The 14,143-nt window shown below is 41.1% G+C and carries 15 protein-coding genes; 8 read left to right on the top strand and 7 right to left on the bottom strand.

Annotated elements, in window-relative coordinates:
- The first annotated feature begins 134 nt into the window (after positions 1-134).
- From RJ01_RS06900 to groL, 4 genes are all read left to right on the top strand, one after another.
- On the top strand, positions 135-1,073 hold the full coding sequence (locus RJ01_RS06900; RefSeq protein WP_034170501.1) for a diacylglycerol kinase family protein: 939 nt from the start codon (positions 135-137) through the stop codon (positions 1,071-1,073).
- Positions 1,054-1,830 (top strand): metallophosphoesterase, encoded by a 777-nt coding sequence (locus RJ01_RS06895; RefSeq protein ID WP_034170500.1) that lies wholly within the window; start codon positions 1,054-1,056, stop codon positions 1,828-1,830. The genes RJ01_RS06900 and RJ01_RS06895 overlap by 20 nt, the downstream gene beginning before the upstream one ends.
- A 178-nt stretch (positions 1,831-2,008) precedes the next feature.
- Positions 2,009-2,299 carry a co-chaperone GroES gene (gene groES, locus RJ01_RS06890; RefSeq protein WP_004646315.1) on the top strand — a complete coding sequence of 97 codons (291 nt, stop codon included), beginning with the start codon at positions 2,009-2,011 and terminating at the stop codon, positions 2,297-2,299.
- 69 nt (positions 2,300-2,368) lie between these two features.
- Positions 2,369-4,003, top strand: a complete 1,635-nt coding sequence (gene groL, locus RJ01_RS06885) for a chaperonin GroEL (RefSeq protein WP_005234685.1) — start codon at positions 2,369-2,371, stop codon at positions 4,001-4,003.
- Between the two features lie 70 nt (positions 4,004-4,073).
- Here the strand turns inward: groL and RJ01_RS06880 are convergent, their stop codons facing one another.
- A complete protein-coding gene (locus RJ01_RS06880) occupies positions 4,074-4,580 on the bottom strand; it encodes a copper resistance protein NlpE (RefSeq protein WP_034170499.1) in 507 nt (168 codons plus the stop codon).
- A 230-nt stretch (positions 4,581-4,810) separates the two neighbouring features.
- Here RJ01_RS06880 and RJ01_RS06875 point away from each other — a divergent pair, with 230 nt between their 5' ends.
- The gene (locus RJ01_RS06875) at positions 4,811-5,965 is read left to right on the top strand and encodes a helix-turn-helix transcriptional regulator (RefSeq protein WP_034170498.1); all 1,155 of its coding nucleotides are present in this window, start codon (positions 4,811-4,813) and stop codon (positions 5,963-5,965) included.
- Positions 5,966-6,003: 38 nt separating this feature from the next.
- On the opposite strand, the gene RJ01_RS06870 is transcribed toward RJ01_RS06875, so the two are convergent.
- Positions 6,004-7,188: a hypothetical protein gene (locus tag RJ01_RS06870; protein WP_034170497.1), complete on the bottom strand. Its 1,185-nt coding sequence runs from the start codon at positions 7,186-7,188 to the stop codon at positions 6,004-6,006.
- Between the two features lie 309 nt (positions 7,189-7,497).
- Between RJ01_RS06870 and RJ01_RS06865 the strand changes: the two genes are divergently transcribed.
- Positions 7,498-8,076 carry a 1-acyl-sn-glycerol-3-phosphate acyltransferase gene (locus RJ01_RS06865; protein ID WP_034170496.1) on the top strand — a complete coding sequence of 193 codons (579 nt, stop codon included), beginning with the start codon at positions 7,498-7,500 and terminating at the stop codon, positions 8,074-8,076.
- A 64-nt stretch (positions 8,077-8,140) separates the two neighbouring features.
- Here RJ01_RS06865 and RJ01_RS06860 read toward each other — a convergent pair whose 3' ends face one another.
- The 3 genes from RJ01_RS06860 to RJ01_RS06850 all read right to left on the bottom strand — a co-directional run bounded on the left by RJ01_RS06860 (position 8,141) and on the right by RJ01_RS06850 (position 10,192).
- Complete coding sequence (locus RJ01_RS06860; protein WP_034170495.1) at positions 8,141-8,464, bottom strand: hypothetical protein; 324 nt, start codon at positions 8,462-8,464, stop codon at positions 8,141-8,143.
- A gap of 132 nt (positions 8,465-8,596) precedes the next feature.
- A complete protein-coding gene (locus RJ01_RS06855; protein WP_004782917.1) occupies positions 8,597-9,358 on the bottom strand; it encodes a 3-oxoacyl-ACP reductase in 762 nt (253 codons plus the stop codon).
- A gap of 84 nt (positions 9,359-9,442) precedes the next feature.
- The gene (locus tag RJ01_RS06850) at positions 9,443-10,192 is read right to left on the bottom strand and encodes a sulfite exporter TauE/SafE family protein (protein WP_034170527.1); all 750 of its coding nucleotides are present in this window, start codon (positions 10,190-10,192) and stop codon (positions 9,443-9,445) included.
- 244 nt (positions 10,193-10,436) lie between these two features.
- On the opposite strand from RJ01_RS06850, the gene RJ01_RS06845 reads away from it, so the two are divergent.
- Positions 10,437-10,643, top strand: a complete 207-nt coding sequence (locus RJ01_RS06845; RefSeq protein WP_004782913.1) for a hypothetical protein — start codon at positions 10,437-10,439, stop codon at positions 10,641-10,643.
- 79 nt (positions 10,644-10,722) lie between these two features.
- On the opposite strand, the gene rsmD is transcribed toward RJ01_RS06845, so the two are convergent.
- Both rsmD and mrdA read right to left on the bottom strand, forming a co-directional pair.
- Positions 10,723-11,280 carry a 16S rRNA (guanine(966)-N(2))-methyltransferase RsmD gene (gene rsmD / locus RJ01_RS06840; protein WP_034170494.1) on the bottom strand — a complete coding sequence of 186 codons (558 nt, stop codon included), beginning with the start codon at positions 11,278-11,280 and terminating at the stop codon, positions 10,723-10,725.
- A 3-nt stretch (positions 11,281-11,283) separates the two neighbouring features.
- Positions 11,284-13,326, bottom strand: coding sequence for a penicillin-binding protein 2 (gene mrdA / locus RJ01_RS06835; protein ID WP_081402651.1), 2,043 nt, complete (start codon positions 13,324-13,326; stop codon positions 11,284-11,286).
- 234 nt (positions 13,327-13,560) lie between these two features.
- On the opposite strand from mrdA, the gene RJ01_RS06830 reads away from it, so the two are divergent.
- A complete protein-coding gene (locus RJ01_RS06830) occupies positions 13,561-14,079 on the top strand; it encodes a hypothetical protein (protein ID WP_034170492.1) in 519 nt (172 codons plus the stop codon).
- The last annotated feature ends 64 nt before the right edge of the window (positions 14,080-14,143 follow it).

Here is a 14,143-nt window from a genome sequence, read left to right as displayed (position 1 = left end):
TTTAATTAAAATTGTTCACTTATATTTGTTATTGATTAAATAAATGGTCGCCATTCGAATTTTACATAAAGCAACTGTTAATTGTTTATGAATTGGACAAAATGCCAATAGGTGTGCATCAATCTGTGTAAAAAATGTCTAATCAATCTAAACCCTTATCTATTATTTATAATCATAATTCTGGTTTCCGTCTATTCGACCAACAAGAAAAATATAAGCAATTACTAGATATTTTTGCAGCGCATGATTTTGAGACTAAAGCCTTTGAAATCAACGATCCAGAACAGTTCAAAAAAGTCATTGCTGAAGTGCTGCAACGGCATCAACAATCGCCGGATCATGGTGTGGTCGTGGCAGCAGGAGGAGATGGAACGCTCAATTCAGTCGCCAAACACCTGCTTGAAACTGATATTCCAGTCGGAATATTGCCTTTAGGGACTTTTAACTATGCGGCAAGATTGCTGGATATTCCCTTAGATTTGGTTGAAGCCGCACAAGTCATTGCAACGGGTCAAACCAAACGTATCCATGTGGCACGCATCAATCAGGAAATCTACCTGAATAATGCTAGTCTGGGCTTATATCCCTTATTTATTAAAAAACGTGAAGACTATAATCGCATATTTGGCCGTTTCCCTTTACATGCCTATACCTCAGCACTCGATGTTTTGATTCGTGACCGTAAAGAATTAAAACTGGAAATTTGGGTAGGTCAGAAGAAATATCCGGTCAAAACTCCACTGATTTTCTTTGGTAATAATCCACTTCAACTGGCAGACATGAAAATGCGGATTGCCCAAGCTGCTGAGCAAGGGAAGGTGGCTGGGGTTGTGGTCTCCAAAAGTGACAAGCTGACGTTATTCAAGCTGGTATATCAGTTAATTCGGGGCAAGATTGATCAAGCCTCTGATGTCTATAGTTTTGCTGCAGAACAGGTGCGAATTGAGTCTAAACGTAAGAAATTAATGGTGGCTATAGATGGAGAAACGGTAGAAATGATACCACCTTTAAATATTTCAGTTTTAAAAAATAGTTTAAGTGTAATGGTGCCGCATGATTCTACATCTCTCTGATCTGCATTTTGGTACAGAAAGACCTGAATGTTTAGAGGCTATTCAGCAATTTTGTCGGGATCATGCATTGGAAGCGGTGGTAGTCAGCGGTGATCTGACCCAGCGAGCACGTTTGGGACAGTTTTTTGCCTGTAAACGGTTTCTGGATCAGTTGAATACGCCTTATCTGGTGATACCAGGGAATCATGACATTCCGCTTTATCATTTATGGAATCGGCTATTTACTCCATTTACCCGTTATCAATTATTTTTCGGTGAACTCGAGCCTGTTTTAGAAACTGAACATTTTTATCTGATTGGGGTAAATTCAATTAGACGTCGATATCATACCAAAGGCCATTTATCACTTGAGCAGATTCAAAGGATTGACCTAAAACTACAGCAGGCACCTGCTTCCAAAATTAAGATTATTGTCAGTCATCAACCTTTTTATGTGCCATTTCAGAATAGGCGGGGGTTTAAGGATATTCCCCTGATGGCCAAAATTGCATTGGAGTCTTGGTCGCAACATGGTCTGTTTGCTGTATTGCATGGGCATTTGCATCATACCGCAGTCTATGATTTGAACCATATATTCGAATTGGGAGGAGATCATCCGGTTTATGATGTACATGCCGGGACTTCTGCGTCACATCGGCTCCATAAGAATCAGCCGAATAGCTTTAATGCAATTGATGAAACAGGAAAAATTACGCAATATTGTTTTGATGAACAGTTAAAAACCTTTGTTCGACAGCCTGATCCCATAAATAAATAGACAAAAAATACGCAATCCATCAAAAAATTAAAAAAAAACCAATTTTTTTTCATTTTTGCCCTTGAAGCGTTTTATTCCATCTCCATAAAAAGGACATCAAAAAATTTTGATGATGACCAATGGAATAAATAAGTCGTCATCGGTGATCTAAAAAAGACTTAGTCTGATGGAGTTATTTATGAGCAACATTCGTCCATTACATGACCGCGTTGTTATTCGTCGTGTTGAAGAAGAAACAAAAACAGCTGGGGGCATCTTACTTCCAGGTTCTGCTGCTGAAAAACCTGCACAAGGTGAAATCATTGCAGTTGGTAATGGTCAAATCACTGACAATGGTGTACGCGCGTTAGACGTAAAAGTTGGCGACAAAGTATTGTTCGGTACTTATGCAGGTACAACTGTAAAAGTAAACGGCGAAGAACTTTTAATCATGAAAGAGTCTGACATTCTGGCAGTATTAGAAGCTTAATCTGCGCCAGATCGTTTTACTCATTCCAATTCAGATTTTGTAAAGATACAACAATATTCGGAGTCAAATATGTCAGCTAAAGACGTAAAATTTGGTGATTCAGCTCGTTCAAAAATGATCGCTGGTGTGAACATCCTTGCAGATGCGGTGAAAGTGACTTTGGGTCCTAAGGGCCGTAACGTTGTAATCGACCGTTCTTTCGGTGCACCGCACATTACTAAAGATGGTGTATCTGTTGCGAAAGAAATTACCCTGAAAGACAAATTCGAAAACATGGGTGCGCAACTGGTTCGTGAAGTTTCTTCAAAAACCAATGATATCGCAGGTGACGGTACAACCACTGCAACTGTATTGGCTCAAGCAATCCTGAACGAAGGGATCAAGTCAGTAACAGCGGGTATGAACCCAATGGATCTGAAACGTGGTATCGACCTTGCAGTTAAAACTGTTGTTGAAAATATTAAACAAACTGCAAAACCAGCTTCTGATTCTAAAGCGATTGAGCAAGTCGGTTCGATCTCTGCAAACTCTGACACCACTGTTGGTTCTCTGATTGCACAAGCAATGGAAAAAGTAGGCAAAGAAGGCGTAATCACTGTTGAAGAAGGTTCAGGCTTCGAAGATTCGCTTGATGTTGTAGAAGGTATGCAGTTTGACCGCGGTTATATCTCTCCATACTTTGCAAATAAACAAGACACTTTAACTGCTGAACTTGAAAACCCATACATCCTGTTGGTTGACAAGAAAATCAGTAACATCCGTGAATTGATCACTGTTCTAGAAGCTGTTGCGAAAACTGGTAAGCCTCTTCTTATCATCGCTGAAGATGTTGAAGGCGAAGCATTGGCTACACTTGTAGTGAACAACATGCGCGGCATTATCAAAGTATGTGCGGTTAAAGCACCTGGCTTCGGTGACCGTCGTAAAGCGATGCTTCAAGATATCGCGATCCTGACTGGCGGTACTGTGATTTCTGAAGAAATCGGTATGCAGTTAGATCAAACTTCACTTGAACACTTAGGTACTGCACACAAAGTGACTGTATCTAAAGAAAATACAGTGATTGTTGATGGTGCTGGTGATGCAAATCAGATTTCTGAGCGTGTTCAGCAAATCCGTGCACAAATCGAAGAATCTACTTCTGAATACGACAAAGAAAAACTTCAAGAACGCGTTGCTAAATTGGCAGGCGGTGTAGCAGTTATCAAAATCGGTGCTGCAACTGAAGTTGAAATGAAAGAAAAGAAAGACCGTGTAGACGACGCACTTCATGCAACTCGTGCTGCAGTTGAAGAAGGTGTTGTTGCAGGTGGTGGTGTTGCACTGGTACGTGCTGCATCTGCACTTGATGGTCTGACTGGTGCTAACGATGACCAAAACGTAGGTATCAACATTCTTCGTCGTGCAATCGAAGCTCCTCTTCGTCAAATCGTAGCCAATGCTGGTGATGAGCCATCTGTAGTGATCAATGCTGTGAAGAACGGTGAAGGTAACTATGGCTATAACGCTGCGACAGGCGAATACGGTGACATGCTGGAAATGGGTATTCTTGACCCTGCTAAAGTAACTCGTTCTGCACTTGAGCATGCAGCTTCTGTTGCTGGCTTGATGTTAACAACAGAATGTATGATTACTGAAATTCCAGAAGAAAAACCAGCTATGCCTGATATGGGCGGCATGGGTGGTATGGGCGGTATGATGTAATTCATCGTTCGATCATATGATGTAAAAAATCCCCGCATTTGTGGGGATTTTTTATTAAGTTACAAAATGATTAAGGTGATTTTTTAACTAATTTATAATTCAGATTACTCTGTATTTCCTTACCTGTTTCTATATCACGAGCTTCAACGAAATTATCACCTACATAAAACTTCCGGTTTTCAGCTTTTCCATCTAGGACGATAATAGAAGGTTGTTGAGGATCGAAAGTGAAGCTACCTTTGGTTTCAGTTTCATTATTTCCAGTTTTACCTAAATATTCCTCACTCAATTCATAAGTTTTGTCAGGGTTAAGATCTAGTTCAACTTTAATCCCTTCGCAGTCAGCACACGGGAAAACACCTTCATATTCACCTGCCCAGTTTGAGTTAACAGTAGCATTACTGGTCATCTCAGCACTCATATTGCTTTGACTATTTGTAGTCTCTGTAGTAACAGGAGCATTTGTGGTATTAGATTGAGTATCTGCACTGGCCATATCGCGGTCATTCTGTTTAGAACATGCACTTAAACTAGTAACTGTTACGACCAATAAAGCAGGCCATAGTATTTTTTTCATTGAAGATCATCCTCTTGTTCTTCTGTTCTAAGATTTACATTAGAAGTATGAGCTATCAATATACAGAGGGATCTTGTTAAAAATTGATTCGTTAAGTGAAACGGATTAAATATATGTAGATCAGAAACTAAGATAATTAAAATACAAAATAAGCGATAGGTTTTCTTTAGTTTAACTTTATAAATCTTAAGGTTATGATTTGATAGAAATAATTATTAAAAAGAGCGGTTATGAAAGCAGAACGGGAAAATAATATCATCGCGAAAATTTATGATGCTGCTTTATTGCCTGCTTTATGGCTGGAGGTCATTCAGGATATTGTGCAATATACCCAGAGTCATAGTGCAATTTTTACCGGCCTTGATCAATTCAATCCTGCCTATGACTTTGTTTATACCTACAATATCCCGGAAGAAAGTCTGGCTGCTTATCAGGATGAACGGATTCGGGTCATTGACATGAAGCTGCACATGCCTCTATGGAATGAAATTGATATGGGGGAGGCGCTTAATCAGGACTGCCGTCATTATGCAGATCAACCTGGAACAGAGCGGTATATCTTTTATGAAAAATGCCTTAAGCCTACAGGGATAGGATATATGGCGGGAGTATTACTTGACAGAGGAAATTATCGTTGGGCAGTCATGGGATTACATCGTGCTCCGCAAACCCAAGGATTTGAAGCAGCTGAACTGAATTTTCTCAAACGGATCGGCATACATTTGCGTCGCTCTTTACAGATTCATCGGCAAATCAGTTTAGTACAACAAGATAATATCAGCTTATATACCGTATTAGACTGTTTAAAAATCGGTATTATTTTGCTGGATCAGGACCTCAAGTTATCTTATTCAAATCCACTAGCACAAAGCATGATTGAAGCCTCCACATGTCTGGAAATGGATATGCATAACCGTCTAAAAACACCGGTAGGTGATCAGGAGCGTCTGGAAAGATTGCTATCCAGTGCTTTGCTGGAAGATACCAATATGTCGAGTGAAATAGGTGGGGTCTTGGCTGTGCAGGATTCTAAAGGACAGCAATTGATGCTCACTGTTGTGCCTTTTAAAAGATTGAGGAAAATGCAGCAATTTTCTGAAGCTCAGCATCAGATTGCCGTATTTATGACAGACAAAAATCGGCATTATTCATTATCCAGAGCTTATTTACAGCAAGCATATCAACTGTCGAAACGTGAATTTGATTTGTGTGAGCTTTTAATCAATGGCTACAAATTAGAAGAAATTGCGACAAAATGTGGGATCACTTTAAGTTCAGTACGAACTTATTTTAAGAATATTTATGAAAAAACTGACTGCACTTCACAAATTGAGCTAATGCACTTATTAATGGGATGTACGATTCATTTTGAACATATTAATTAAACCTACCTAAAGATAATTCTTTAGGTAGGCTGTGCTCATTATCTAACGCGCTGTAATGTTACAGGACCTTCACCTTGTGGATGCAAGATCAGAGTTTCAGCCGATACATTGATGTTTGCAATGGTCTTGCTGCCATCGGAATTGTCTTGTAATCCGCCACATTTATTGGTATCGAATAAAACTTCAGTGGTTGTGAGTGTATTACCTGAAAGAGTAAATTTGCCATATTCAATTCCAGGCCAGCCACAATCATCTCCGCCTTCAGTGTCCAGGAAGAAATAATAGTTTGTGTCAAAGAAGGCAAATAAATGGGTGTCACTAAATCTCCAAGCACCTACCAGACCATTAGCAGACTGTTTGACGCGGCTTAAACGGTATTCGGTATTGATCCCAGGTTCTGTCAGAATTAAGGTCGTGCCATCATAGTTTAAGGTATAAGGTTTGCCTTCTGCAGGATTTGAGAGTCCCCATTCACCATTACTGTCTTGAATAATGCGCGGTGAAATCACGCTTGTAGTTGCGTTCCAGTTTAACTCTCCAGTTTCAATGCCAGGCGTTCCATCACCGTCAGCAGCTTCTGCTTGACCTAAGGCATAACGGCCGTCTTCTAAAATATGGATCAGTACAGCGCTGTTTGCATTACGGCCAATTTCCCAAGTACCGGCGATGTCTTTATAGAAAGTTGACTGGAAGTTCTCTGCAGCTTTTTCAGGTGTAATCAATTTTTCTGTGGTAACTACGCCTGTTGATACCACATCTGTAGCAAATGCTGTAGGGGCCTTAGAAAAATCTAAACTTTGATTCAGAAGAGCATTAGCAGCTTCAGTACTGATACTAATCCCATTGTCATGATTACTATCTGTATCTAAAGACTGTAAAAACACCATCAGGTTGGTACGTGCATTTTCAGTTTGTGCTAAATCTAAAGGCGTAACACGTTCTTTAGCTTCAATTTCTTGACCTAGTTGAACGTCACCAATCAGGAATTTAACCTTTTCTCCGTCATTAAATCTAAATTCGCCTTTTTCATTAGTAACCCCTTCAGCACCACTGCTGGTGATATATGTTACCCCTGAGATAATTCCATCTGTCAGTACACCAGTTTCGCTCCCGACCGGAGCGGTAGGTGGAACAGGTGATGAACCCTCTGTACGATCATTATCTGAACCGCCACATGCTGTAAGTAACCCCGCTAAGGCAAGACAAATTAAAGTCTTTTTCATGAAAATCTTCCTGAAATTTATTATGTCAGCGAAGTATAGAAAGAAAGCTAAAATCGACATGTCCTAAAATTAGGATGGAAAAATATATAAATCAGTAAAATAAATTGAACTCACTATTTGCTTAAAAGTGTGAGCTTGCAGTAGGAAGTGAAAGAAGAAATATTAAAATAACAATAAATTGAAAATTCTTCCTAAAATTTAAAAATACAAATATACATTAATTGGTGCTTTATTGATCAGGATGCACTATCTATATTTTGCTGCATTGTTAGACTGTGGCGAAATTTTGACAATGATTGTGATGTAGCTGTGTTTGAAAATTTAGCTGAGAAAACTTTAAATTTAATGGGCTGGAAAACCGATGATCAATGGCCTGAAGACCTTGATCAATGTGTGATGATTGCAGCGCCACATACCAGTAATTGGGATGCACTATATGCACGTTTGGCCTTAAAGGCATTAAAAGTGAATGTACGTCTAACCATTAAAGACAGCTATATGAAATTTCCATTTGGGCCTTTTGTACGTGCGATGGGTGGAATTGGTATTGACCGTCGTCCTAAACAACCGGGTGAGCCACGTCCAAGCATGGTTCAGGTCATGACAGATCTATTTAAAGAGCATCCTAAACTAGTCATGTTGGTTACACCGGAAGGCACACGCGCCCGTCAGGAACAATGGAAAACTGGTTTTTATCACGTGGCGATCAATGCGGGTGTACCGATTGCGCTGGCTTATATGGATTATGCAAAAAAAGAAGCGGGTGTAGGTAAAATCATTTATCCAACAGGAAATTATGAACAGGATATGGCTGAGATCATGGCGTTCTATGCCAATATTGAACCTAAATTTCCTGAAAAATTCAGTATTGATCAACGCTATTTTTAATTTCAGGAAAAATAAAAGCAGAGGGATGAACTCTGCTTTTCTGTACGGTATATAAATACCGAATTTAATTTTGATTCTCTTCAGATAAAATTCCCCCCAGATTCTGGCAGGCATCTTTATAAAGATTGTATTGCTGTTCTACCACTTCATATAAAGGCAGGTCAAAGAGCTCTTCACCTTGATGATATTGCTCAATATAAGACTCGACCTTGGTTTTGCTGCTGTACAGCATGTGTTGATAATAATCCGTCATACTACTGTGTGGCATTTGCGCTGTATCAATCTTGGCACAATTGAAGTTTTGCAGAAGCTGTTCTGACTTTTTAAGATCATTGGACATACAACCTGCCAGTAACATGCTACTGAGCAATGCCGTTAGGAGTTTCATAGAAAATAGATGAACTTTGATGGGGAGCGCACTATTGTAGAAGTAAATGTGCTATGCAAAAGTAGTTTTATTCAACAACTGGTCAAAAAATAGAAGAATGAAATTTAGAATCTCATTCTTCCTTTGCGATCTTTAACCTTTAACCAGTCCGCCATCGACAATCAGGTTTTGGCCTGTCACTGCACGTGAATAAGGTGATAAGAACATTAAAATAGCAGACGCAAATTCTTCAGGTGTAATCACGCGACGTAAAGGAGTGGATTGAGCAATCAGGTCAAAGACAAAGTCAGGTGTTGCTTTACTTGCATCTGTAGTTTGCAGTAATCCGCCTGAAAGCATGTTCACATTAATCCCATACTGACCAAGGTCTTGCGCAGTAGTTCGGGTAAAGGCCAATAGTGCCGCTTTCGCAGTCGTATAATCGTGATAAGGAACGACAGGGTTTTGAACCAGGTTAGTCCCAATATTCACGATACGGCCAAAATGTGCCTGTTTCATATCTTCTAGTGCAGCTTGTGTCGTATTTAAACAGGCTTGAACTGCTCCACTAAACTGACGGGCCATGCTTTCCCAGGTCAGATCTTCAACTTTAGGTCGTTCATCACCATTAAACTCAAATTGCACCAGCGCGTTATTAATAACGGAATGAATGGCTTCTCCGAAATGGGCCTTGCTGGCAGCGAATAAAGCTTTTACATGATCAGCTTGTGTTACATCTGCCTGATAGGCAAAGACCTGATCAGGATACTGATTTTGCAAAGCCTCAGCTTGGGTTTTGCTGCTATGGTAATTTACTACCACACGTGCACCTTCCTGAATCAGGAGCTGGGTAATGGCTAGTCCCAGTCCACGAGCACCACCAGTCACAAGTACAATTTGATCACGAATTTGCATTGCTTATATCCGCCTGAGAATCATTTGGGTTAACATAACAGCAATAGGGCTGAAAGCAAAGTGATGTAAGGCTCTAGAGCTGCTCTATCGCGAAAATGAGTCAATACCTTCTTTGATCAGGAGAAAGCAGCCCGAGCTGAAGAGCAAGCCTAAGACAATCTGTTTAAAACGTAATTCTGAAATTTGATGAAACAGACGTGCGCCTAAAATAGCGGGAATACTTACAGCCAGAATGAGTACCGCTATATAGGGGAGGTGAGTCTGATTTAAGGTGCCTTGCAGTAAATAGGCGGCTAAGGTAAACACCTGTATGGCAAAATTAAAATGACGCAATATATAGCGTTGCTGTTCTTTCGGCAGCTGTTTCAGCATTAACCAGGCAGAGGGTACAGAACCACAGAATCCCCCTAAACCTCCTAAAATGCCACCAGCCAAACCAATCCCTGCATCCGCAGTTTTACCTGAATGCTGAATCAATTTAATCTGTGGATTAAGCAACATCAGTGGACACCAGATCACGAGAAATATACCCAGCAAAATACGAAAAGTACCCGCTTCAACGATATTCAGTAACCAGGTGCCGAGTGGGACACCGATCAGACCAGCAATTAAATAAGGTAGATATAAGGTTCGGTGCAGATGAGGAAGTCTAGGTTCATTGGATAATGAAATGAGGTGACTCCACGCCGAGGCAAAAACCACTAAGGGCGCAGCAAGTTGAGGACTCAATCCCCATACCCAGAATGACATGGCAATTAATGCAAAAGCAAAACCGGTAAGTCCCTGTACAAATCCTGCGATAATTGCACCAAGAATAAAGAGTAGCCAGGTCATAAAAATCAGGGCATTGGAAAAGTCTGTAGTATTCAAAATATAGCCAGAAAAACCAAGCAAATCCTTAGCTGTATTTATGCGAATCTAAGTGTAAATATGCATAAATGGTTTTTATTAAATCCGAGACAAATCCTTTAATTAAGTATGGAAAATGAACAAAATCATACAAGAGTGCAACAATGGCTCCGCGTACTCTTCATGAAATCACTTGATACTAATTGAGGGCGGTATAGAGGTGATGAACATGAAAAAAATGATATTACTGTCATCCGTATTGGCAGTAGCGCTAACAGGCTGTGTGGTTGATCCTTGGGATGAAGGTTATCGCGGTCATCATGATCGTAATGGACATTATGATCGGGATCGTGGTGATAAGGACTGGAAAAAACATAAAGATCATCGTGACTGGAAACGTGATAGAGGAGATCGGGACTGGCGTCGTAATCGTTAACCATTATCTTCTATTTATAAAAAAGGATTCCTTAAAGGAAGTAATCCTTTTTTATTTAAGTATTTAATATAAGTAGGTCTTAAGCCGCTTTTTTCTGATACAGCCCTGCGCGTACTGTACCGGCTTTGGTATTTTTAACTAAACGCCATGAACTTGGTAACTTCAATGTACTCAGTTCACGATCGGCTTCTACATAAATAAAACCATCTTCTTTAATCAGTGGATCAGCCTGAGTAGCCAGAGTTTCCCATAGATCCAAACTATAAGGCGGGTCTAGAAAGACCAGATCAAACTGCTGTTTCAGGCTGGTTAATGCTTGTTGTGCTGTCGCAACTTTAAGTTGCGCACGTGCTTTGGTGACTTTGAGTAATTCCAGATTTTGGGTGAGGAATTGTGCCTGAGTACGATCCGGCTCAATCATCACTACTGAAGCTGCACCACGTGATAATGCCTCAAAAGATAAAGCACCTGAACCGGTACACAGGTCCAAGACACAGGCATTCTGGACATCCCACATTAGCCAGTTAAATAAAGTTTCACGCACACGGTCAGGTGTAGGACGTAATCCTTCGATATTGGCAAAAGCCAATTGACGGCGTTTCCAGTCACCACCAATAATTCTAAGTTGGTTTTTCATGAATTATTCCTGATCGTCATTGGCTGAAGGGGTAGAGCGAGAAGTTGCAGGTTGCGGATTGTTTGGCTGTGCGTGGGTCGCCTGACCGCCTTCTTGGGTTGGGGTCGCATTCGGATCAGCACTTAACAGATTCGGTCCACTTGGCAATTCGCCCGGTTTAATACCTGCTGTCATGAGACCGCCACTAATTTGATGACCGGCAGGGTGAATCGGATTTTTATCGCGAGACAGTAACCAGTAGTCAAATAACGGTTTAGCCAGTTGCGCAGCAGAACCCCCATGTCGGCCATTTTCCCAGACAACGACTACTGCAATTTCAGGGGCTTCAGCAGGTGCAAAACCAACAAATAGACCATGATCCAGCTGGCGTTCAGTCAGCAGGGCTTCATTATAGCGCTTACCTTGGGCAATACTTTTTACCTGTGCCGTACCGGTTTTACCTGCGATTTGATACATCGGCGTGCGGATTCCGCGACCTGTCCCTGACTGAACCACATCGATCATCGCATCACGCATTTTGATCCAGTCATCTGGTTGACCATTAAAGTCGATTTTACCATTAGGGGCATTATGTACTGTAAAAGGTTTGGCACCTTTACTTTCACGCAGTACGTGAGGCGTAACATGTGAGCCTTGATTTGCTGTAATAGCAGTTGCCATGGCGAGCTGTAATGGTGTGGCGGTAAAGGCACCCTGACCAATACTCACCGAGATGGTTTCACCACGTGACCATTTAGATTTACGGGTACGCATTTTCCATTCCGGACTTGGGTATAGACCAGAGCTTTCACTTGGCAGATCGACACCAGTTTTTTCGCCAAAGCCAAACTGGCGCATCCATGTGTTCATTTTTTCAATGCCCATACGGAACGACAAAATGTAGAAGAAGGTATCGCACGAGACCACTTGCGATTTATGCAAGTTGACTACGCCGTGTCCTGACTTTTTCCAGTCGCGGAATTTATGCGAATCGCCCGGAAGTGTGAAATAGCCGGGATCGGAAATTGCTGTATCCCAATCGACCAGGCCATAATGAAGGCCACCCATGCCAAACATCGGTTTAATGGTCGAACCTGGAGGATAGGCCCCTTGAACAGCACGGTTATAGAGTGGTTGATCTAAACTGTCACGAAGACCTGAATAATCTTTGCTACTAATCCCAGTGACAAATAAATTAGGGTTAAAACTTGGACTGGAAACCAGCGCCAGAATTTCACCTGTACGTGGGTCAATCGCGACAATAGCACCACGACGACCGGCCAGTTGTTCAGTGGCAATGGTTTGTAGACCATAATCCAGTGATAAATACAGATCATTACCGCGTACCGGCTCTTTACGGCCTAAGTGACGCAGAACATTACCGAAAGCATCAGCCTCAACAGATTCATTACCCGGCACACCATGTAATAAATCTTCATAGTATTTTTCTACCCCGATTTTCCCGATCAGGTTAGACCCGGCATAGAGGTCCTTATCAATTTCTTTGAGTTCTTTGTCATTAATACGGCCGACATAACCAATCACATGCGCGAAGAGTTCACCATGTGGATAGTAACGCGTCATCTGCGTTTCAATATTGACGCCCGGAAATAGATATTTCACCTCACTAAAACGGGCAATATCATTTTCATTCAGATTCAGCTTGATTGACACACGCTCAGTTTTACGCGCCGTCTTGATTCGTGCCTGAAAACGTTCAATATCTTCTTCGGTTAATTCCAGAATAGGTGTAAGACGTTTCAGCGTATCATCAATATCCTGCACATCGGCGCGGCTTAAGGTAGCTGTGAAAACAGGATAATTATCGGCAAGTAAAATACCGTTACGATCGTAAATATAACCGCGTGCTGGCGCTAAAGGCTGCAGACGAATACGGTTCTGGTCAGAAGCCGTAGAGAAGGTTTCAAAATTAAAAATTTGCAAATAGGCATAGCGGCTGACCAGCAGCAGCATAAAGAAAACCACAATACCGACAGAGATCCAGACCCGACTGCTATAGATGCGCTTTTCTTGTTGTGCATTTTTTAAAGGAAAGTGCTGCTTCATACGCGATCGACTTAAGACCAGAGGGAAAGGAATCAAAGTGGAGTATTCTAGCGCAACTGTACGGGATTTGATAATGGAAAACTGGCTATAGCAATTCCTGTGTTTAAACTTTGACTTTGCAGACATGAAAATTGTAAAGTGCTGTGTACAAGAGTTTTAATAATTCTGATAAAGTCAAAATTAAATAAAAATAGGACTCTACCAAAAACTATAATTAAGGAAGATGGTGAAGGAATGAACAAAGTTTACCCTTTGTTGGCATTTGCATTCTTTGCAAATGGGGTATATGCACATGATCAAGTGAATAATACGACAAACAGAACTGAGGATCGTGAGCCTAAAGCATTTAATGTTGGGGTCGGTTTTACCCAGAAACTTATCCATCTAAACACTGAATGGGTGAATCCTTATGGGATTGCTTATGTGAAAGGTGGTGCTTTTCTCAACGATGATCGTACAGTTGGAGCACAAGTTGGCTTTCGTTATCCTGCACACCTCACCGGCAAGGACAAAAATGGTTATTATGTAGGGGCTTATGCCGGTCATATCGATAGCAAACAGGTTGATGGCAAATACGAAAGCCGTTTAGGTGGGGGCATTGATCTGGCGTATGTTTTGCTTAGTTCAGAACGGATCAGCAGTTTTAGTATCGGTATTGGGGCGGGGGAGAAATTACAGGACAGTAATGGTCGCGTTGTAGCCAAAACTGAACCCAGACTACAATTCTCCTATACTTTAAGTATCGGTTTATAGACAAAATATTCAACTTTATTAATACCTGTATTCTGTGAACAAAAAATTAAATATGGAATTTATG

Origin of the sequence: Acinetobacter sp. YZS-X1-1 (assembly GCF_000804305.1) — a bacterium.
GTDB lineage: Bacteria > Pseudomonadota > Gammaproteobacteria > Pseudomonadales > Moraxellaceae > Acinetobacter > Acinetobacter variabilis.
The sequence above is the reverse complement of the archived record's forward strand: the minus strand, read 5'-3'. Positions and strand labels throughout refer to the sequence as shown.